The sequence below is a fragment of the Streptomyces sp. NPDC059534 genome (assembly GCF_042743475.1).
Taxonomy (GTDB): Bacteria; Actinomycetota; Actinomycetes; order Streptomycetales; family Streptomycetaceae; genus Streptomyces.
Genome location: NZ_JBHWAQ010000056.1, coordinates 1 through 18,221 on the forward strand (window position 1 = coordinate 1; position 18,221 = coordinate 18,221).

The 18,221-nt window shown below is 70.8% G+C and carries 21 protein-coding genes and 1 tRNA gene; 13 read left to right on the forward strand and 9 right to left on the reverse strand.

The window, feature by feature from the left end; genetic code table 11:
* Positions 1-47: 47 nt before the first annotated feature.
* Complete coding sequence (locus ACFVZH_RS36510; RefSeq protein WP_384904358.1) at positions 48-614, reverse strand: hypothetical protein; 567 nt, start codon at positions 612-614, stop codon at positions 48-50.
* 616 nt (positions 615-1,230) lie between these two features.
* Between ACFVZH_RS36510 and ACFVZH_RS36515 the strand changes: the two genes are divergently transcribed.
* Entirely contained in the window at positions 1,231-2,028 is a 798-nt protein-coding gene (locus ACFVZH_RS36515) for a GNAT family N-acetyltransferase (protein WP_384904360.1), read from the forward strand.
* 493 nt (positions 2,029-2,521) lie between these two features.
* Here ACFVZH_RS36515 and ACFVZH_RS36520 read toward each other — a convergent pair whose 3' ends face one another.
* From ACFVZH_RS36520 to ACFVZH_RS36535, 4 genes are all read right to left on the reverse strand, one after another.
* Positions 2,522-3,022 (reverse strand): GNAT family N-acetyltransferase, encoded by a 501-nt coding sequence (locus ACFVZH_RS36520; protein WP_384904362.1) that lies wholly within the window; start codon positions 3,020-3,022, stop codon positions 2,522-2,524.
* Complete coding sequence (locus ACFVZH_RS36525) at positions 2,941-3,372, reverse strand: hypothetical protein (RefSeq protein WP_384904364.1); 432 nt, start codon at positions 3,370-3,372, stop codon at positions 2,941-2,943. The genes ACFVZH_RS36520 and ACFVZH_RS36525 overlap by 82 nt, the downstream gene beginning before the upstream one ends.
* A gap of 515 nt (positions 3,373-3,887) precedes the next feature.
* Positions 3,888-3,959: transfer RNA gene (locus ACFVZH_RS36530), tRNA-Gln, on the reverse strand.
* 134 nt (positions 3,960-4,093) lie between these two features.
* The gene (locus ACFVZH_RS36535; RefSeq protein WP_384904366.1) at positions 4,094-4,339 is read right to left on the reverse strand and encodes a hypothetical protein; all 246 of its coding nucleotides are present in this window, start codon (positions 4,337-4,339) and stop codon (positions 4,094-4,096) included.
* A 299-nt stretch (positions 4,340-4,638) separates the two neighbouring features.
* On the opposite strand from ACFVZH_RS36535, the gene ACFVZH_RS36540 reads away from it, so the two are divergent.
* From ACFVZH_RS36540 to ACFVZH_RS36550, 3 genes are all read left to right on the forward strand, one after another.
* Entirely contained in the window at positions 4,639-5,322 is a 684-nt protein-coding gene (locus ACFVZH_RS36540) for a hypothetical protein (protein ID WP_384904368.1), read from the forward strand.
* A 202-nt stretch (positions 5,323-5,524) separates the two neighbouring features.
* Positions 5,525-6,184 carry a hypothetical protein gene (locus ACFVZH_RS36545; RefSeq protein ID WP_384904370.1) on the forward strand — a complete coding sequence of 220 codons (660 nt, stop codon included), beginning with the start codon at positions 5,525-5,527 and terminating at the stop codon, positions 6,182-6,184.
* A 3-nt stretch (positions 6,185-6,187) separates the two neighbouring features.
* Positions 6,188-6,499, forward strand: coding sequence for a hypothetical protein (locus ACFVZH_RS36550; protein ID WP_384904371.1), 312 nt, complete (start codon positions 6,188-6,190; stop codon positions 6,497-6,499).
* A gap of 702 nt (positions 6,500-7,201) precedes the next feature.
* Here the strand turns inward: ACFVZH_RS36550 and ACFVZH_RS36555 are convergent.
* The 4 genes from ACFVZH_RS36555 to ACFVZH_RS36570 form a co-directional block, all read right to left on the reverse strand.
* Complete coding sequence (locus tag ACFVZH_RS36555) at positions 7,202-8,680, reverse strand: phage/plasmid primase, P4 family (protein ID WP_384904373.1); 1,479 nt, start codon at positions 8,678-8,680, stop codon at positions 7,202-7,204.
* Positions 8,677-9,795, reverse strand: coding sequence for a bifunctional DNA primase/polymerase (locus ACFVZH_RS36560; RefSeq protein WP_384904375.1), 1,119 nt, complete (start codon positions 9,793-9,795; stop codon positions 8,677-8,679). The genes ACFVZH_RS36555 and ACFVZH_RS36560 overlap by 4 nt, the downstream gene beginning before the upstream one ends.
* Before the next feature lie 67 nt (positions 9,796-9,862).
* Complete coding sequence (locus tag ACFVZH_RS36565; RefSeq protein ID WP_384904376.1) at positions 9,863-10,411, reverse strand: UTRA domain-containing protein; 549 nt, start codon at positions 10,409-10,411, stop codon at positions 9,863-9,865.
* Between the two features lie 11 nt (positions 10,412-10,422).
* Positions 10,423-11,199 (reverse strand): GntR family transcriptional regulator, encoded by a 777-nt coding sequence (locus tag ACFVZH_RS36570; RefSeq protein ID WP_384904378.1) that lies wholly within the window; start codon positions 11,197-11,199, stop codon positions 10,423-10,425.
* Between the two features lie 334 nt (positions 11,200-11,533).
* Between ACFVZH_RS36570 and ACFVZH_RS36575 the strand changes: the two genes are divergently transcribed.
* The 9 genes from ACFVZH_RS36575 to ACFVZH_RS36615 all read left to right on the forward strand — a co-directional run bounded on the left by ACFVZH_RS36575 (position 11,534) and on the right by ACFVZH_RS36615 (position 18,220).
* Positions 11,534-11,929, forward strand: a complete 396-nt coding sequence (locus tag ACFVZH_RS36575) for an RNA polymerase sigma factor (protein ID WP_384904380.1) — start codon at positions 11,534-11,536, stop codon at positions 11,927-11,929.
* A complete protein-coding gene (locus tag ACFVZH_RS36580; RefSeq protein ID WP_384904382.1) occupies positions 11,926-12,093 on the forward strand; it encodes a hypothetical protein in 168 nt (55 codons plus the stop codon). Before ACFVZH_RS36575 ends, ACFVZH_RS36580 begins: the two co-directional genes overlap by 4 nt.
* Positions 12,090-13,403 carry a hypothetical protein gene (locus tag ACFVZH_RS36585; RefSeq protein WP_384904384.1) on the forward strand — a complete coding sequence of 438 codons (1,314 nt, stop codon included), beginning with the start codon at positions 12,090-12,092 and terminating at the stop codon, positions 13,401-13,403. Before ACFVZH_RS36580 ends, ACFVZH_RS36585 begins: the two co-directional genes overlap by 4 nt.
* Before the next feature lie 65 nt (positions 13,404-13,468).
* On the forward strand, positions 13,469-14,002 hold the full coding sequence (locus ACFVZH_RS36590; RefSeq protein WP_384904385.1) for a hypothetical protein: 534 nt from the start codon (positions 13,469-13,471) through the stop codon (positions 14,000-14,002).
* 111 nt (positions 14,003-14,113) lie between these two features.
* Positions 14,114-16,330, forward strand: a complete 2,217-nt coding sequence (locus tag ACFVZH_RS36595; protein ID WP_384904387.1) for a hypothetical protein — start codon at positions 14,114-14,116, stop codon at positions 16,328-16,330.
* 221 nt (positions 16,331-16,551) lie between these two features.
* Positions 16,552-16,746, forward strand: a complete 195-nt coding sequence (locus ACFVZH_RS36600; protein WP_384904389.1) for a hypothetical protein — start codon at positions 16,552-16,554, stop codon at positions 16,744-16,746.
* 93 nt (positions 16,747-16,839) lie between these two features.
* Positions 16,840-17,253, forward strand: a complete 414-nt coding sequence (locus ACFVZH_RS36605) for a hypothetical protein (protein ID WP_384904391.1) — start codon at positions 16,840-16,842, stop codon at positions 17,251-17,253.
* 87 nt (positions 17,254-17,340) lie between these two features.
* Complete coding sequence (locus ACFVZH_RS36610; protein WP_384904393.1) at positions 17,341-17,529, forward strand: hypothetical protein; 189 nt, start codon at positions 17,341-17,343, stop codon at positions 17,527-17,529.
* A gap of 100 nt (positions 17,530-17,629) precedes the next feature.
* Positions 17,630-18,220, forward strand: coding sequence for a hypothetical protein (locus ACFVZH_RS36615; RefSeq protein ID WP_384904395.1), 591 nt, complete (start codon positions 17,630-17,632; stop codon positions 18,218-18,220).
* Position 18,221: the final 1 nt, after the last annotated feature.

The following is an 18,221-nucleotide window of genomic DNA, read 5'->3' on the forward strand; positions in this document are numbered from 1 at the left end:
GCGCGGCAGCCCCATAGGAGGCTGCCGCGCCCGACCCGGACCCTTCCTCAGATGCCCAGACCGAGGCCCATCGGCGACATCTGGCCGTACTGCTGCTGCCCGGACAGGCCCTGCCACTGACCCGGGAACTGGCCCATCGACTGCCCGTACTGCCCCTGCTGACCGATCTGGCCCTGCTGCCCCTGGGTGATCTGGGCGAGCACGGTGTGCAGGACGGGGGCGATCTTCCGCGCACAGTCGACAAGCACGCTGCCCCACGCGTGCGGCGGGATCTGACCCTGCGCCTGGATCCCCATCAGGATCTGCGGGTCCATGCGCAGCTGCTCCACCACCGCCGTGGCGGCCGTCGCCGCACAGCGCAGCGCCAGCTCCGTCACCAGCACCGGCAGCTGGCCCTGAATCTGCCCCTGCCCCTGCTGGACACCCGGCTGACCGGAGGAGAACGGTCCGAAGCCCTGCTGCGGGTACTGCTGGCCGAACTGCTGCTGGCCCTGGGACAGCCACCGCTGCTGCTGACCGAAGCCCTGCTGGCCGTAGGGCTGCTGCTGGCCCAGCGGCGAGGACTGGCCGAACTGCTGGCCGAGACTGTGCTGCTGGGGGGTGTAGACCGACATCGAGCGTCTCCTTCGTGTCTTCCAGGGATCCGAGGCGACAGAGCCCCGACCGGGCCGCCGCAATCCGCAGCTAAGCACCATCGGCAAAACGGCGCTCACTATGACATACCGCCATTTGACGTACATAAACTCACTCAGATGAGCTTCTGTGGGAATGCTCCACCCCGGACGCTCCGGGGTTCCCGGGTGGCTGCGGAGGCCACCCGTTCGGCCCAGGAAGAACGTGCCGCGGCGGGTGCGCCGTCGTTGACCGGGGTGTGCCAGGTGCCCCCGCAGCCCCCATCCCGCCCCCGCCCTGGGCCGGCGGCGAGGATCCGCCGATCTACGCGGCGCTGGCCGCCCAGTGGCAGGCCGAAGGCCGCACCGTGCCCACCGGCGCCCCTCCGCCCACCACGCCGCTGGTTCCCGGCCCGCGGGAAACATCCCCCAACCTCCGGGCATACTCCGGGGGCTGACAGGCCCCGCCTCAGCGGACTCCTCCGTCGGCGCGCCGCAGGCCCCGGACCGGGCCCAAGGGCCGTATCGTGCGCCTGGCCGCCCGCTGCGGCACTCCGGCCGGCGAGGTGTTCCGGGAGGGACTGTGGAGCTGCGGTCGCGTGCCGAGGGGCAAGACCACATGTCGGCCCGCCGGTACGCACACGCCGACCAGGACGCGGTGCTGGCCCTGCTCCAGGCCGACCGGCTCCCCGGCCTGCCCCCGGCGGCGCCTTTCCTGCTGGATCAGCCGCCGTCCGGGCCCGGCGCGGACCTGACGGAAACCTTCCTCCTCCTCGGCCCGGCCGGCCGGGCCGTCGGGGCGGTGCGCTGCGGGGTACGGCCCGGGGACGACGCCGGGATGATCTGGTGGCTGCACGGCGGTGAGGATTTCGGCGTGATCGCCTCCCTGCTCGCGCTGGCCCGCGCGCACCTGGGCGAGCGGCGTCCGCTGTATGCCTTCGGCGCCTCCCCGGACCCGGCGGGCCTGCCTGGGCTGCCGGTCAGGCACCGGCCCGTCACCGTCCGGGCCCTGCAGGCGGCCGGGTTCGTCCCGGACGATGCGACCTGGTATTTCCGGCGCCTGGTCACCGTGCCCAGACGCCCGCCCGGCTATCCGCTAGCCGAGGTCACCGCGCTGAGTGATCCGCCCGGCTGGCGTCTGAAGATGACCGACACCGGCGGACGGCTGCTGGCCACCGCCGTGCTGCACGCCCCCGGCGACGGCACCGCGGCCCTGGCCCGGCTGGCCGTCCACCCCACCCACCAGGGCCGCGACACCGGCGAGCGGCTGCTGGCCCAGTGCCTGCACCTGGCCGCCGGCCACCACGCCACCGACGTCACCGCCCGCACCAACGCCGGCGACCACACCGCAGCCCGCCTCCTCGCCGCCGCCGGCTTCGCCCTCATCGACACCCCCACCGTCTACCACCACCCCTGACCAGCCCCGCCACCGGCACCACCAGCCCACCACCCCAGACCGACCCCCGGCACCGGCCTCCGGATCCCGACGCCGACATCCCTGCCCCCTGCCCCCTGCCCCGGCCGGATAGGGGTGGACCATGCCCGGAGGGCGGCTGATGCGGTCTCCGCCGTGCCGTCCGCACGGTCGACGGATCCCCGCGCACGGCTTGTTCAAGCTGCGTGCAGAGGCAGGCCGGGCGTCACCGGTCGGGGCCGTCCGGCAACCAGCCATCCTGGACCGGGACGCTGCCCAGGATGGCCGCAGGACCTCTCGGAGCGACGCCGCAGGCGCCTTGGCCGCTCGAAGCAATTCGGCGTCCGGCACGGCCGGACAGCCCCGCCGCCCGCCGCGCGTACGCCAGTCGGAGCACGGCGATCCCTGCATGTGAGCCTCACCCGGCTGTGCACGCGAGCTCGACGTACCCGGCTGTGCGCGTACGGGAGTTCGACACGGGGGTGGCGGGGGCGTGTCACAGGCGTCGTCGGTAGACGGTGAGGGTGTCGAGGGGGAGGAAGCCCGCGCCGGCGAGGAGGCAGGCGCCGGGGATGTCGCCGTCGGGGGCATCGGCGGTGAGGTGGTGGGCGCCGTGCTGGGCGGCGTGGTGCAGGCACTGGCCGAGCAGGCGGGTGGCGATGTGCTGGCGGCGGTGGGCGTGGCGCACGGTGAGCTGCCACAGGACGGCCATGCCGGCGGTTTCGTGGGTCGGGGCGCGCAGGATGGCGGTGGCGGCGTGGCGGCCGTCGGTGCCGGTGAGCTCCAGCTGCCAGCCCGGCGGGTCGGTGATCGGGGTGACGTCGGCCAGGGGGTACTCCGGCGGGGCGGGCGGGGCGATGGTGAGGTCGCGCAGGAAGTACCGCTGGGCGGAGGCCGGGGAGAAACCGGCAGCGGTCAGGGCGCGGGCGGTGACCGCGCGGTGCTCGACGGGCAGGCCGGGGATGCCGGTGGCGGTGGCCGGGCCGGGCCGGTACACGCATACAGCGTGCGGTGGCCCAGGTGGGCCCGGGCCACCGCAATGAGCGTGGTGAGGATCTCGAAGTCCTCCCGGCCGTGCAGCCGCACGATCAGCCCGGCCCCGTCGGCGGGCCGCACCCCCGCATCCAGCATTCCGGCCACTTCGCCATGGGCGCGGGACACGATGAGGATTTCCGCCTCACGCAGCCGCTTTGCGGGCCGCGGCGGGAACCGATGGCTGGGATGATGCTGTCCGGGCAGCCAGTCGGCGTCGATCAGCGACACCACGGCGGCGTGATCGCCCGGACTCATAGGGCGGACGATCAGCCCACTCCCGTCCGGCAACCGGACCGGCATGTCCACATCCACGGGGCCCACTCCCTTTACACAGGCCACACAGTCCAGTCCAGCACACCCCTCCCCAAGCCACACTGCCTCCGGCACATCCCCCCTCCCCAGCGCGCAGCTCTCCACGGAGGAGTCACCCCAGCCCGGCCGGTCGGCATGGAACGGCAGGGACTGGGCAGCCGGGAGCGCTGGCGGCTGCATCCACATGACACCACCGGACGGAATAGCAGGAAATGAACCCTATGTTCTCCTTCATGTGAGCCGTATCCCTATGCCGCGCCCTTCCCGCCCGCACCGGCCGGACGCCCACCATGCCTTCTATCTGTGCCGGCGCTGCCGCGACTGGGGCACCCTCGTGGCTCCCAACGGCCACGGCCTGATCCCATGCCCAGACTGCCGACAGAAAGACCTCGCCCCAGAGGCAGACAGCCACGGTCCGGCAGAGACCCCCGAATGACACAAAGGCCGGGCCGGACCACTTTCCCCAGGCCCTCGGAACGCGCCCGAGCGGGCAGGAGACGTCGAAGGCACTCTTGCTGGGATACCAGGACTCGAACCTGGACTAACGGAACCAGAAACCGTCGGGCTGCCAATTACCCCATACCCCACAGCTGCGTCCATCACCCCCAGGCTGCGGACACAGCGCGTACTGCCGCTACAACGAGCCAACCACAGCCTGGACACGGCTCCCACGCCGAACGGGCCGTAAGGGCATACTCCCCGTCTTCCCCAGTGCGGCGGGTTATCGGGTACCGGGTCCGCCGTGCAGAAGCAGGATGGCCACCGCTGCGCCGGCGGTCGCCGCGCTAAGCAGCGATGCCCACATTCTGCCGGTGAGGGCGGCAGTCACCACGGCGACCGGTACAGCGGTTCCGAGCGAGGCCGCGACCGCCCAAGTGCGGTCCCGTGCGCCCCGGTCGGTGACCGTGATCAGGACCAGGGCCGCCATCCACACCCCGGCGATCAGCACCGCGCCGAACGTCAGCATCGCCACTTCCCACCAAAACCACACTGGGTACCAGAGGCCAGAGAGGCCATCCGCCACCCGTGTGATCTCATAACAAAACACTACATCTCTGCATGTGTCGACTACTGTCAGGCCAGCCCGACTGGCATTCCGAGATTGCCTTGGGGGCTCGCCTTCTCCGGCGATCATCCGGGCACTCCGTGCTTCATCCCTGCGACACCAGCGGAACCGGCACCTTGATCTAAGGTCTACGACGAGGCTGGCTTTTCGCTGTCAAACCTCAAGAGGGTAGTGCGCGATATCTAGCTAGACTCCGCCGCATGTTGATGCCGTTCGTGGTGGCCGTCGAGCCCAATGCCCTCAAGCGCCTGAACAAGGTCGTGGCCCGGGGCTTGAAGGCTGAGGCCACTTGGCTGGAGAAGGCGCGGAAGCGGGAGGGTGTCTCGACTCTTCGCGGCAAGGCCGGTCAGGCCGCTCGGGCCCGGGTCCGGGCTGAGTTCGCCGAGCTCCGCGCCCGCGGCAAGCTGACCGGCACCCGGGACCTGGTCCTCGCCCCCGAGGTGCGCGCCGAGTTGAAGCGGCGCGGCCTGGACGGAGAGTTCGAGCCGGTTCCCGCCGGTGTAGCCGGGTCTCCCGGCCGGCCGGTGGGCACCAGCCCCCGGCGCGCGGGCCGGAGCTGGACCGACCCCACCATGCTCAGCGCCCGTATGGCCGTTCGCCTCCCGGCCGACCTCGGCGAGCAGCTGGTCCGCGCCGCCTACTGGACCAGCCGCCCCGCAGTCGACGCCCTCCTCGAATGGCAGGACCGGTACGGCGACGGCATCCAGGTCGCCTTCATCCAGGCCATGCGCGACAGCAGCGCGGCCGGCGCCCTCGGCATCCTCTGCGCCCTCCTCAAGCCCAGTCCCAACGCCGACGACATCCTCGAACGGGCCCAACTCCAGGACCGGATCGTCACCACCGGCGACATCATCCGCTCCGCCACGGAACGCGCCGCCCCCTGACCGGACCCGCCCGACAGGGGGCTGGCCTGCGGAAAGGCGCGAATTCTAGCTAGATTTTGCGCCCCCGAAGGGCCTGGCCGTGATACGCCTCGCACGCGGCACACCGGTGCGTGTTGGGCTACTCGTCGCATGGGTGCGAGCCGTAGCCTGCCCGCGAGGCGGCCGGCCCTGCGGCCGCAGGGACTTCAAGGGAGGGCCCAGGATGCCCGAACCCGAGGCCGGCGCCGAGGTGATCGTCGTCGGCTCGTTCAAAGGCGGGGCGGGGAAGAGCCGCCTGGCCGTGATGGCCGCGCTGTACCTGGCCGTGGTCCACAAGAAGAAGGTCCACGTGGTCGACGGGGACTCCGTGAGCCAGACCGCCTGGAAGTGGCAGCGCCACGTACGCAGGACTCCCCAGCTGGACTGGCCAATCGAGGTGTCCTCCCACCCCGTCGACAGCATCGACGAGCACATCGAGGACCTGGAGGCCGACAACGACGTCATCATCGCCGACATCGGCGGAGGCAACCCGGCCGTCTTCCACGCCAGCCTCCGCCGCGCGAAGCACCTCCTGGTCCCGGTCGGCGCCGACCCCAGCGAGACCGAGACCCTCCTGCCCACCTGGGAAGCCGCCAAGACCGCCGCATCCCAGTCCGTGGTCGGCGGGTTCGAGGCATACGTGATCCTCTCCCGCACCGACCACCAGACCTCCCTGCCCCGCGAGGCCCGCGCCGAGATCGAGAAGAAGTACCCGCTCTGCGACACCGAGCTGGTCAAGCGGGTCGCCTACCAACGCGCCTACAAGACACTGCCCTCCGACTTCCTCGACATCCCCGCCCTGCTCGCCGAGATCGGCATCGCACCCCTGCCCAGGAAGAAGTGACCCATGGTCAAGCCCACCAGGTTCCTCCCCGACACCGACGACGAGGACAAGGTCGTCACCGAGGTCGACAAGAGCGAGGTCCGCCGACGCGCCCGCCAGGCCACCGCCCCGGACATGACCCGCCGCTCCTGGTACGTCACCACCGAGGCCGCGGACGCCTTCACCGCCGCCGTGGACGACATCCACTTCGCCACCCGCCTGCCCAAGCACCAGGTCGTCTCCGCCCTGATGGAAGCCGCGGCCGCCCAGGCGCCCCGCATCCAGGCCCGCCTCGCCAAGCAGGCCGGCCTGCCCTCGCAGACCTCGCACCAGTAGCACGACCCACACCCTTGCGAGCCGTATCACCCCGGGCCCCGTCACGCGTCCGCCTCGGCGGGGCCTACCGCCGGGGGCTTCCGCGCCTGGCCGACGGCACCCAGGGCGGCCACGGCGGCGCCCCCTTCGTTCCGGGGGAAGAACAAAGGACGGGCGCGTCCGCGCCCGACAGTCCCGGGTGCGGGCCCCTGCGGAGCGCGCGTTCACCGTCACCGGCCGAACCGGCCGCGAACGGCCTCCCGGCCGCTGCCGGGCGCGCTCCGCCGCCTTCCGCACCTCACCCGCCCCCCGGCACACCCCAAGGCCCTCAGGGCGCTCTCGGGCCGCCTGTGGGCCCGCGCCCAACCCCGGAGCCACACCAGGCAGGTTCGGCGCTCGAACAGCCCATCCGTGGCACAGGAACAGCCACCCAAAAGCGGGCGGGCTCCGAACGGGGCCGAGCACCGCCGCCGAGTGGCGGCGCGAAGTCTTGCTAGATAAGGCGTTTGTGACGTCCAGAAATAATTGCAATATGCATCTAGTGCTGGGTTGTGGTGGGTTTTCCGAAACTCTCCACACACATACACAGGGAAGGTTATCGGGAAACCCACCACAACCCTGCACTATTGCAGGTCAGCGGCTTGCACCCCCCTGGAAGGGCCCTACACGACGACAGCCCCCGCCGGTTCCCGGGCGGGGGCTGTCGTTGTTGTGCAGCGTGACTCAGGAGTCGTCGGAGGGGTCCTCTCCGGCCACCATCAGACCCGGGTACACCTTCCCTGCGGCTGTCCGCTTTGTGGTGAAACCGCGAGCCGCCAAGCTTTTCGAAAACTCGACCTCGCTGGAAGCGTGCTCACCGCTCCCGTGGCACCAGCTCGTCCAGGCGTTGAACAGCTCTCGGGCGGGCACGACCGCGTGGGGCGAGGCAATCGTCCGCTCGTCGAGGAAACGGCCGAGGACGTCGCTGGAGGCTTTGTACTCCTCGGTCTTGATACGGACGATCTGTGGAGGGTTGAGGCCCTGCTCCTGGTAGTCCTGCCACCCGGCGTACGCCCACTCGAGGACAGCCGGCGCGGCCTTCTTCAACCGTTCCGGAAGGCTGGGGTCGCGCTCCTCTTCGGGGATCACGACGTCGAACGGGACCACCAGGATGCGCCGCCACACAGCCGGGTCGTCACCTGAAACCAACGGTAGGTGGTTGGTCAGCATGATGAGGGTGTGGGACGGGTCGAAGGTGATCGGGTTTTTGTGCATGAGGTTTGCCTCGATCGGGTCACCACCGACCAGGCGCTTCATCGTGGCCTCGGCGAACCGCTTCCCCTTCTCCGTCTCGGAGCAGAATGTCAGCCGTGCCCCGCGCAGGCGCATCTTGAAGGCGCCGTGCCGCTCGTGCTTGGACTCCATCAGGATCGCCGGGTCTACCTCGATGGCGTAGTCGCCGAAGGCGGCCATCAGTGCGTCGCGCAGGGTGCCCTTGCCGTTGGCGCCGGTGCCGGTGAAGATCGGCATCACGTGCTCGGTGACCTGTCCGAGCATCGCGTACCCGAACAGGCGCTGGACGAAGGCCCGTACCTCCTCGTCGGGCAGGATGCGCGCGAGGAAGTCCTCCCACTCCTGGGCGCCGGCGGGCTCGCCGTCCTCCTCGTCGGGCAACGCGCCACCGGCGACCTTGGTGATCAGGTCTTCGCGGGAGCACGGCTCGATGGTGCCCTCGGCCAGATCGATCGTGCCCTCGGGCGTGTTGAACTTGTACGGGTGGGAGTCCAGGGCCTTCGAGGCGGTGCTGATCGGCGGGAGGGCCGATGCGATCTTCAGCATCCCGTCCAGGCCGGAGGCGGACTCGGCCTTGCGGGCGTCCTTGTAGAGGTCGTCCCGCTCGTCTTCGCTCATGTCCGCGATCGCGCGCAACGCGTTCTTCACGGTCCTCACCGCGTACGCCATGTCGACACGCTGTTCGTCCAGGAGCCAGCGAGCGGAGTCCCACACGTGCCAGCCCAGGCCGTGGACGAACCGCAGCCGGGTGTTGTGCTCCTCGATGAAGCGCTCCGCCATCCGCAGTTGCCCGCGGTGCTGGACGACGGGGCGGGGCCGGGGGCGCCGGGCCCGGGGCACGGTCTCGGCCTTGGTGTCCGCCCACATGTCGTCATCGGGGGCGGTGTTGGGGACCGGTGGTACCGGCCGGAGGTGCTTCTTGTCGGTCATGCGGCACCACCGAGCTGGCGCACGGCCTTGTCGTCCATCCGGCGCGGCCGGGAAAGGCCGGCGGACATCCCGGAGCGCAGGGTCTTCTCGACCTCGAACGGCGACTTGTCGTTGAGCCCGGCCTCCAGGGCGGCCTCGGTCAGCTGCTCCTCGGCGACCGCCTGGTCTAGCAGCCCGGACGCGACGAGCTGGCCAGCGCGGTACGCGGCCAGGTTCAGCCTGCCGTTGCGCCCGCCCTCGGTTCCCCGCAGGGCCGCGAGCTCGTCGCACTCCGAGCGCAGGATCCCCGCGGCCCACCGCTGCTCGCGGGTGCCCTGCCGGGTCAGCTCGTGCAGTCGGGCGACAACCTCCCCCCGCCGCGGCGCCCGCTCGCATTTGGGTTGCTCGGGAGAAGCGAGCAGCAGGGTCAGCAGCCACTCCGGCAGCGGAGCCGGGGCGGTGATGCTCCCCTCCAGACGATAGGAGGAGCCGTCGACCGCGGAGCCGATGCCCACCACGTACCCGCCGGCCGCGCGGGTGTCGATGAGCCAGCCGATGGTCCGCGCCGTGTTGCGGACCTCGGCGTCGGGCGCCCGGTAGAGGAGGTGGCGTCCGCCGCTGGGGGTCCGGACCGCCATGGTCGGGGCGATCTCCCCACCGGCACGCGCCGCGAGGGCGCAGAGCATCGACCACCCGTCGGTCACGCCGGGGAATTCTTCCGGGGCGGTCACGCCGGGCCCGGGGACATCGAGGTCGACCACGACGAGCCTGGACGGCCCGCAGGCGATCCCGATGTTGAACGGGGCCCTGCCCCAGGTCTGCTCGATCACCTCGGGGTCGAGGGTCGCGCGCTCCTCCCAGGAGGTCCACCTGGGGAGCTTGCTTCCCACGAGGAGCGGGTGGACGTACATCCCGGCTCCCGCGTAGCGGGAGGCACTCGCGAGCAATTTCGCCCGGAGTGCCTGGGTTGATGCCGTGTTGCCCACCACACGGTGTGGCGTGGGGCGGGAAGCCTCTCGTACAGTTACCACCGAGCACCTTTCATCTGACTGCTCGAACTTCGCCGGGACGCAACCCCGGCCTTCTGTAACACCAGGCGCCCCGGCAAGGGCGCCTTCGGTGTTTTCGGGGTCCATGGTGCCTCTTGATTGCTGGACCCATTGGGCTGCGGCCCGCAGCCAAAGGGCTGCGGACCGCTTCTGGCTAGGCCAGGGGGGCGCTGTAGCGGAGGACCCAGCCGGGGCCCGGCTTATGCACGCAGACCTCGACCGCTCGACCGTTGGCGGTGTATCCGATGTGGGTGATCTGGACGAGGGGCGTGCCCACCTCGATGCCGAACGCATCAGCCTCGGTGGAGCTTGCGGCGTAGGGGGTGACCTCCTCGATGACCTCGGTCTGCTCGAACCCTGCTTCGGCCATCCTGCTGATGATGCCGCCGAGGCCGGGGTCAGGGTTCTCGACGCCAGCGGCCTCTGCGACATCCAGAGGGATGAAGCTGTCGGCGAGCTGCACGAGCTTGGACCCGTCGTACATGTGACGTGCACGGACGACGGTGTCCTCAGTGGCCGAGATGTCGAGGATGGCGGCGACGTCGGCGGGCGCGGCACTGCGTCGGACCTGGGTCTCTACGCGCGGTTCTCCGCCGAGACGCTCGATCTCCGTCTGGAACGCCCCACGACTGTCGCCTGCCTCACGGCGGGACTTGAGGTAGCGGTCGGTCGCGTCGCGGACGATCGGAGTGTTGGTGCTCAACGTGGTTCCTTTCACGCTTTCGGTTGGTCGATGGGCCACTCGTAGCTGAGCGACCACAAGGTGACGGGCATGACGTGGACGCAGACCTCGACGGCTCGGTCCTCAGCGGTGATCCCGACGTGGGTGATCTCGTAGACCGACCGGCCAGAGGGAATTCCGAGGGCATCGGCTTCCTCCTTGGTCGGGGGCCTGACGTCGATGGACTCCCGGATGCGGACTTGGGCGTGGCCCGCCTCGGCGAGGCGGGATTTGCTGCCGCCGTCCCCGGTGTCCTGCTCTTCGAGCTGTGTGCCGAAGGCGATGTCGCCAGGGAACCAAGAGGTTGCGACCTGGACCACCGTGTCGTCGGCCAGCATGGTCCTGGCGCGAGCGACTGCCTTCGAGGAGTGGTGCATCCCCAAGATCTGAGCGATCCGTGCAGGCGGGCGCTCTCTGGTGATGACAGTGGTGGCGTTCGGCGTCATCCCCAGGCGAGCGATCTCGCCAGCGAAGGCTCCACGGGCGCCGGCCTCCTCGCGGGCGGCCTTGATGTACCTGCCGGTGCCGTTGCGGAGGATCTTCCCGAGGATGGGGCTGACGAAGGTGCCCTTGCCCTTCCGGGACACGATCAGGCCCTCGGTCTCCAGCACGGCGTAGACGTCACGCACAGTCTGGAAGGCCACGCTCCAGGCTTCCTGGAGGTCGCGGATCTTGGGCAGGGCCGATCCGGGCGGATACACCCCCCGCTGGATCTGTTCCCGCAGCTCAGCGGCTAGCCGCTGAACCTTCGGGATCTTGGTGTCCTCCACTGCTGGCCTTCCTCTCCTGGGTGTGCGGGGATCAGTCTCGCAGAACTAGTTCTGAATGCCTAGCTGGAACGACCATACCTCTCCAGCGCGTCGTTTGAAAGATCAGAACTAGTTCAGATCGACACGCTGAACTAGTTCTATTGACATGGGCCCGTGACCCTGTCTTAATCGTTCTTGTCGCCACCAGAACTAGTTCAATCTGAGGCGGTGAAGGACCCGGTATGTGCTCGATATCCGGGTCACAGTCATGCCCGAACACGGGTGTGGCCCCGGTGAGGGAACACCAGGGCCACAGGGCCCAGGGCCGCACAACCTGGTGAGAGGAGTACGACCCATGCCCGATCACGACGGTATCGCCGACCGGGACAGGCTGACCCTTTTGTTCGTCATCTACAACGCCCGGCTGGTCCGGCACCTGAGGGCCCACCTGGGCACCCGGTGGCCGGCGGCCGAGGACATCGCCCAGGACACGTGGCTGCTGGCTGCGGCCCGCCTGGACGAGTGCCGCACCGCCGACGACGAGGCGTTCGACTGGATCGTCGGCCTGGCCAGGACCGCGACGCTGGCCCACATGCGGGGCACCCGCCGCGAGACCACGATCGACTTCACCGCCTTCGAGGCCCACCTGCTGCTCCCGCCGGCCCCGGCCGCCGAGGACGAGGCGATCGCGAACACCACGATGCTCGCGATGCTCGACCAGGAGCCCACGGAGCTGGAGGCCGCAGCATGAGCGCGTGCTCCGCTTTCCGCGAGTCCCACGGCGACCCGGACACCTGGTCCGCCCAGACGATCGACGCCTACCTCGACGCCTGCCTTGCCGACCGCCGCGACAAGTGCCAGGTCAAGGCGGAGGTCCTGGTCGAGGCGCCCCAGGCGAAGGAGGTCACGCGGTGACCACCTACAGCACCGAACCCCGTACCGACAGCGCCGCCGACCTCGGCGCGATGGCCCTGGCCACCGCGACCACGGAGGAGATCCGGCTGCTCGCGCAGACCGAGTCGGAGGTCGCCAAGATCAAGGCGCAGGCGGAGGCGGACGCGATCCGCGTCCAGGCCGAGGCCGATGCGGAGAAGCAGCGCCTGGCCAACGCCCGGGCCGCGATGAAGCTGGAGGCCGAGAAGGCCGCGCACGCCAAGCGCCTCGCCGAGCTGGAGGCGGCCCGGGTCAAGGCCGAAGCGGAGAAGGCGAAGGCGGAGTCCGAGGCCGAGGCCCAGGCGCAGGCCGAGGTGGACCGGGCGGAGGAGGAGCGCCGCACCGAGGCCACGTGGAAGTGGGGCGCCCGCGGTATCTACGCCGTCGGCCTGGTCATCGCCGCCCCGATCCAGTTCCTCGCGTTCTGGGACCCGGCCCGTCCCTTCCTCGTCGCGGCGCCGGCGCTGCTGGAGGGCCTGGCGCTGGTCCTCGCGTTCGGCGCGGCGTGGGCGGTGGCCCACCGCAGGGACGTGATGCCGTACCGGATCGGCATCATGGTCGGTGCGCTGATCGCGGCCGGGATCAACCTCTGGCACGGCATGACCGACGAGGCCATCGGACTGAACGCCGGACTGATCGGCGCGCTGGCCTCCATCGGCGGCCCGATCGTCCTCATGGCTTACGAGCACGGCATCGCCCAGCGCCGCGACGGCATCCCTTCCTTCCGCGAGCAGCGGGACGCGAAGAAGGTCGCGGAGAAGGCGGAGAAGGAAGCTGCGGCGAAGGCGGCCGAGAAGAAGGCCACCGACGAGGCCCGGGCGAAGGAGAAGGAGGAGACCCAGAAGCGGGCCGAGGCCGAGCAGCAGCGCAGGGACACCGACCGTCAGCAGCGTCACCCTGAGGTGTGGGAGGTCGCCGAGGCACTGCGCTCGGCGCGGGGCGCGGAGAGCGTCATCGAGCAGATCTGGGCGGACGCCTGGTACCGCGTCACGGGCTCCAAGACGGTCGGCATCACCCCCGAGATCGAGGCCCGTTCCCGGGAGGCACAGGCTCGCATGAAGGCCGCTGTCGACGGCGACCTCGAAACCGCCACAACCCTTACGGGTAAAGGGCTCCACGGGGTTGACGTGGAGACCGACAGGCCCCTGGACGAGGACGACCTGGACAGGGTCCGGATGCTCGCCTCCGAGCTCGGCGACCCCGGCCTGCTCTCCTCGAAGAACATCCGCGAACTGCTCAACTGCCGCACCGAGTACGCGATCCGACTGAGGGACGCCATCCGGGCCGAGTAGCCCCGGCCCGGCCGCACGCACAGCACACCACCACCCACCGCTGAACCCCTTGAAGGAGCACAGCCATGCCCCGCATCACCCGCTCGCTCGCCCTCACCGCCGCCGCCGCCATCGCCGTCCTGTCCACCGCGAACACCGCCACCGCCGCCACCCCCGAGCAGGCGACCGCGATCGTCGACCAGGCCGTCACCCGCGCCACCGGAACCCCGGTCTCCCTGCCCGACGGCCGCACCCTCACGGTGACCGGCCTCGACTCCGCCTCCTACCGGGCGGACGCCGCCCACACGGCCACGGTCGCCAACCTGTCCGCCGGCGCCCCGCAGTCCGGGACCGCCCCGCAGCTCCAGCCCGGCTACTCCCCCCAGCTCCAGCCGCAGGCCGCCGCCGGGACCGGCGCGATCGCGGTCGGCATCGTCCTGATGCTCGTCCTGGGGATCGTCCTGTTCTTCGGAATCAAGAACGGCAAGGTCACCAAGGTCTGGGCCGGGGTGTGCGGGGCGTTCGGCATCACCCTCGGCTCCACCTTCGTCGGCCCGATGGTCCTGACGATCGGCGGCTCCGCCCTCGGCGCCGTCGGCCAGGTCCTCGGCGGCCTGTAGCACTTGCCCGCTCCGCCCCTGAACAGCCGTGATACGCCTCGCACCCGTGCGAGACATTGCATGAGTGCGAGGCGTATCAACCCGTAGCACTTCCTACCGGAGGACAGCAGGATGGCTCTCGAAATCCACCCCGAAACCCCGCCGACCGGAGCGGAGGACGACATCATCGACGCCGAGGTCGTCGAGGAGCCCGGCCGGATCGAGCAGGTCAAGGCGAAGGCGAAGGTCGGCTTCGACCGGCAGAAGGCCAACGTCGTACGCCGCAGCACGGAATGGGCGACCGGCACGGACGTCACCGACGCCGAGCTGGCCGTGGAGATCGAGCGCAAGCGCCGGCGGGCGAGTGCCGAGGACGACCGCGAGCTCGTCATCCGGGTCAAGGCCCTGCGCACCCAGCTCCGTACGGCGAGCGAGGCCGAGGCCCCGGTGCTCTCGAACCGGCTTGCGGCCGCCGAAGCGCAGCTGATGCTCCGACAGGAGGCCGACGCGGACCTGATGAAGATCTCGGGCAAGGACCTGATCCGGGCGCGGTGGGCGAAGAAGGCCACCCGCCTGGGCGGTCTCGCCGCCGGCGGCCTGCTCTACGCCAACGGTCTCGCGGTCGAGCCGGCCCTCGGCCTGGCCGGCCTCGCCGCACTGCCGCTCGGCTGGTTCTACCTCGCCCGTCCCTTCGCTGCCGAACAGCTCCCCGTGGGCGCCCCGGTGATGGTCCCGATGCAGGGCGACGGCCAGGCGATGCCGGAGGCGTTCCTGCCGCAGACGCTCGCCGACATGTCCCGGGTCTCGCTCGTGAAGCGCGACTCCGGCCGGGTCCAAGGTGAGGCCGACCTCGTCACCGCCCTCATCAAGGCCGGGATCATCTCCGAGGCCCAGCGCGACGAGACTCACCTCGCCGGGGTCATCGAGCCCGCCGGCCCCGGCTGGACCGCGACCGTCGAACTCCCCCGGGGCATCAAGGCATCGGCCGCGGTGGCGAAGGTCGAGGAGCTGGCCTCCGCCCTGCGGATCAAGAAGTCCCGTATCCAGATCTCGCCCGACACAAGTACCGAGGGCCACGACGGCCGGTTCGTCCTTTGGGTGGCCAACGCCGACAACCCGTACGGCACCGGCAAGGTCCCCTCCGCGCTGATCGAGGCGCAGATCTGGAACTTCTGGGAGCAGGGCATCCCGATGGGCACCGACGCCCGAGGCGACCGGCACACCATGCACCTGCTGTGGTCCTCGCTGCTGATCGGCGGCCTGATGGGCTACGGCAAGAGCTACTTCGCCCGCCTGGTCGCGGCCGCGGCCGCGCTCGACCCGACGGTTCGGATCATCGTCATCACCGGCAAGACCGGCCCGGACTGGTCCCCGCTCAAGCACGTCGCCCACCGCTGGATCGCGGGCGCCACCCCGGAGATCATCCGGGAGGTCCTCGGCGTCGTGAACAGCACGATCGGCGAGATGCAGGACCGGGGCACCGAGCTGGACCGCCTCTACGAGACCGACCCCGAGGCCGCCCCCGAGGGGAAGATCACCCCCGAGCTCGCGGCGAAGGGCATGGGCCCGGTCCTCCTGGTCGTCGACGAACTCCAGGAGCTCCTGGACGGCGCCGCGCTCGTCCAGGTCGCCATCGAGGACGACGCCGGCGAGGGCGGCCGGGTCAAGACCCGCTCCGGCCGGGACCTCATGGTCGAAGGGTTCGCCCGGTACGTGCGGGTGACCCGCTTCGTCGGCGGCATGGGCGTGTTCATCACCCAGCGCCCGGACGCCGACTCCGTGCCGACCAAGCTCCGTGAGGTCTGCGCGAAGCGGGCCAGCTACCGGGTCAAGGGCGACCGCAGCGCCAAGATGGTCCTCGGCGACGACGCCGTCGCCAACGGCGCCGCCCCGCACCTGCTGACGGAGGACTCCAAGGGCGTCACCGTCCTGGACCAGGGCGGCGAGGAAGGCCACATCACCGTCAAGGCCGACGTCATCGACCTCCCGGAGTTCAAGGAGATCTGCCTGCGCGGCCGCCAGCTCCGCGAGGAGGCCGGCACCCTCACCGGCGACGCGGTGGCGTACGGGGCGAAGGACGCGGCGGAGGCCGCCGTCACCGGCCTGCTCACCGACTGCCTCGCCGTCCTCGACACCGCCGGTGTCGACCGGGCCCGCACCGAGCGCCTGGTGGAACTCCTCGCCGCCCACCGCCCCGACCAGTACGGCGAGCTGACCGGCGCTCAGCTCCAGGCCCGGCTGCGCGACGCCGGGGCCGGCACCACCCGCAAGCTCGGCCGCATAGACGGCATGGCCAACCCCAACGGCTACCTCCGCGAGCAGATCGCCGACGCCCGCACCGGCAAATAGGGCCAAACCACCCGGTCATGAGGGTGGTCGACCCCCGGTCGGCGCCCGGAATACCCCGGAATGCCCCCCGGTCGTCGAGGACCCCGAACCGGTCGGCAGACCACCCCGGTCGCCTCCACGACCGGGCGGCAAACCGGCCCAAAACCGGCACTGACCAGGGGGTTACCACCCCCTCGACCACCCCGCACACCGCCACAAACCCGACACCAGGAGGAATCCCCATGACCGCGCTCAGCCCCGACGAGAAGCAGTACCGGCTCCACCTCGCCGCGCTCGCCACCGCCCGGATGGAGGGCATCGACAAGCCCACCGAGGACAACCTCGCCGCCTTCGCGATCTACATGAACGGCGCCCGCGAGGCCGGCATCACCGACGCCGAGATCGCTGCCAAGGCCAAGACGCTGCGCAACTCCTGACCTCTGCGCGAACCGGGGCGCTCCGCCCGCCTGGACAGCACCCGGGGCGCCCCACCCCCATCCGGCACCACACCGATCGGAAGGACCACCGCCATGACGCTCAAGGCCCACTACTCCGCCACCCGTGGTGGCAAGAAGGACCTCCTGCGCGACATCCGCCCCGGCGACCTGATCTACGTCGTCCACGAGCACTCCGCGCCCGCCGGAAGCGCGGCGAGGTCCTACAGCGAGTACGTCGTCACGGACGAGAAGGACTTCTGGCCCAACCTCGGCTTCAAGGTCGAGAACACGATCACGGGCGGAAAGGACAGCCTCACCGGTCTGCTGTGCAGGGAGCGCGACATCTACACGGTCAAGCCGCACGGCATGTCGAACCGCGCGGCCCCGGAGCCGATGGACGCCTACACCGACGCCGCCCACCAGGCAGCGATGCGCGTCACCGAGATCCACGCCGAACAGGCCGCCGAGGACCTCGCCGCCCGCTACCGGCGCCTCGCCCGCCGCTGAGTCTGACGGCTGCCTGTCCGCCCCCGGCCTCCACGGCCCGGGGCGGGCGGGGAGCCGGGACAGACCCGGCCCAGGAAGGACCCCGCCATGAGCAAGCCGAGCATCGGTGACCGCCTCGGGATCGCCCTCCACAACACCGGCGTCCGCGTCGCCGGCGCCAAGGGCGCGAAGGCCGCGGCCGCTGTCTCCGACGCCTTGATCGGCCGCCACCTGGAGCTGTGCGACGAGAAGTGCGGCAACTGCGGCGGCACCGAGGTCCTGCACTCCGACCGCTGACCCCCTGAGCACGTGAACGGGGCGCTCCCACCCGCCTGGACAGCACCGGGAGCGCCCCTCCCCACCCGCGCACCGCGAAGCACGCAGGAGGAACCCCGAGATGACCACGACCACCACCCTCACGGCAACTCCGCCCGGCCCCGGCCTGGCGGACGACGCGGCGGCCCTGGTCGCCGAGATCGAGCGGTACCTCGCCGCCCGGACCCGCACCACCGCGCACCCGCTCGTCACCAAGACCACCGCCGAGCTCGTCGCCGAGGCCCTCGGCACCCCCACGGCGGCCGCGGCGGCGCCCGCGTTCACCGCTCCGGCCCGCGCGCTGCGGATCCTCCCGGACTGGGTACTGAACTTCCCGCTCCTGCGCCACCGCCACGGCGCCGGACGGCAGATCGGCGTCGCCGAGCACCTGGAGCTCACCGCCCTGGTCATCGAGCGCTACGGCTGGAAGCGCAGCGGGCTGCGCTCGGTGTCCGGCCGGCGCTGCATCCTCGGCGCCCAGGCCGTCCTGTTCCGCCTCGGGTACGGCGACGAGGCCACCGCCCGCGCCGCCGGCACCCGCCTCCAGACGGTCCTCGCCGCCCGCGGCATCACCCAGCCCTACCACTCCTGGAACGACACCCCCGGCCGCACCCAGGGCGAGGTCCTCCACCTGATCCGCACCGCCGCCAACAACGCCCGCCAGGAGAGCTGAC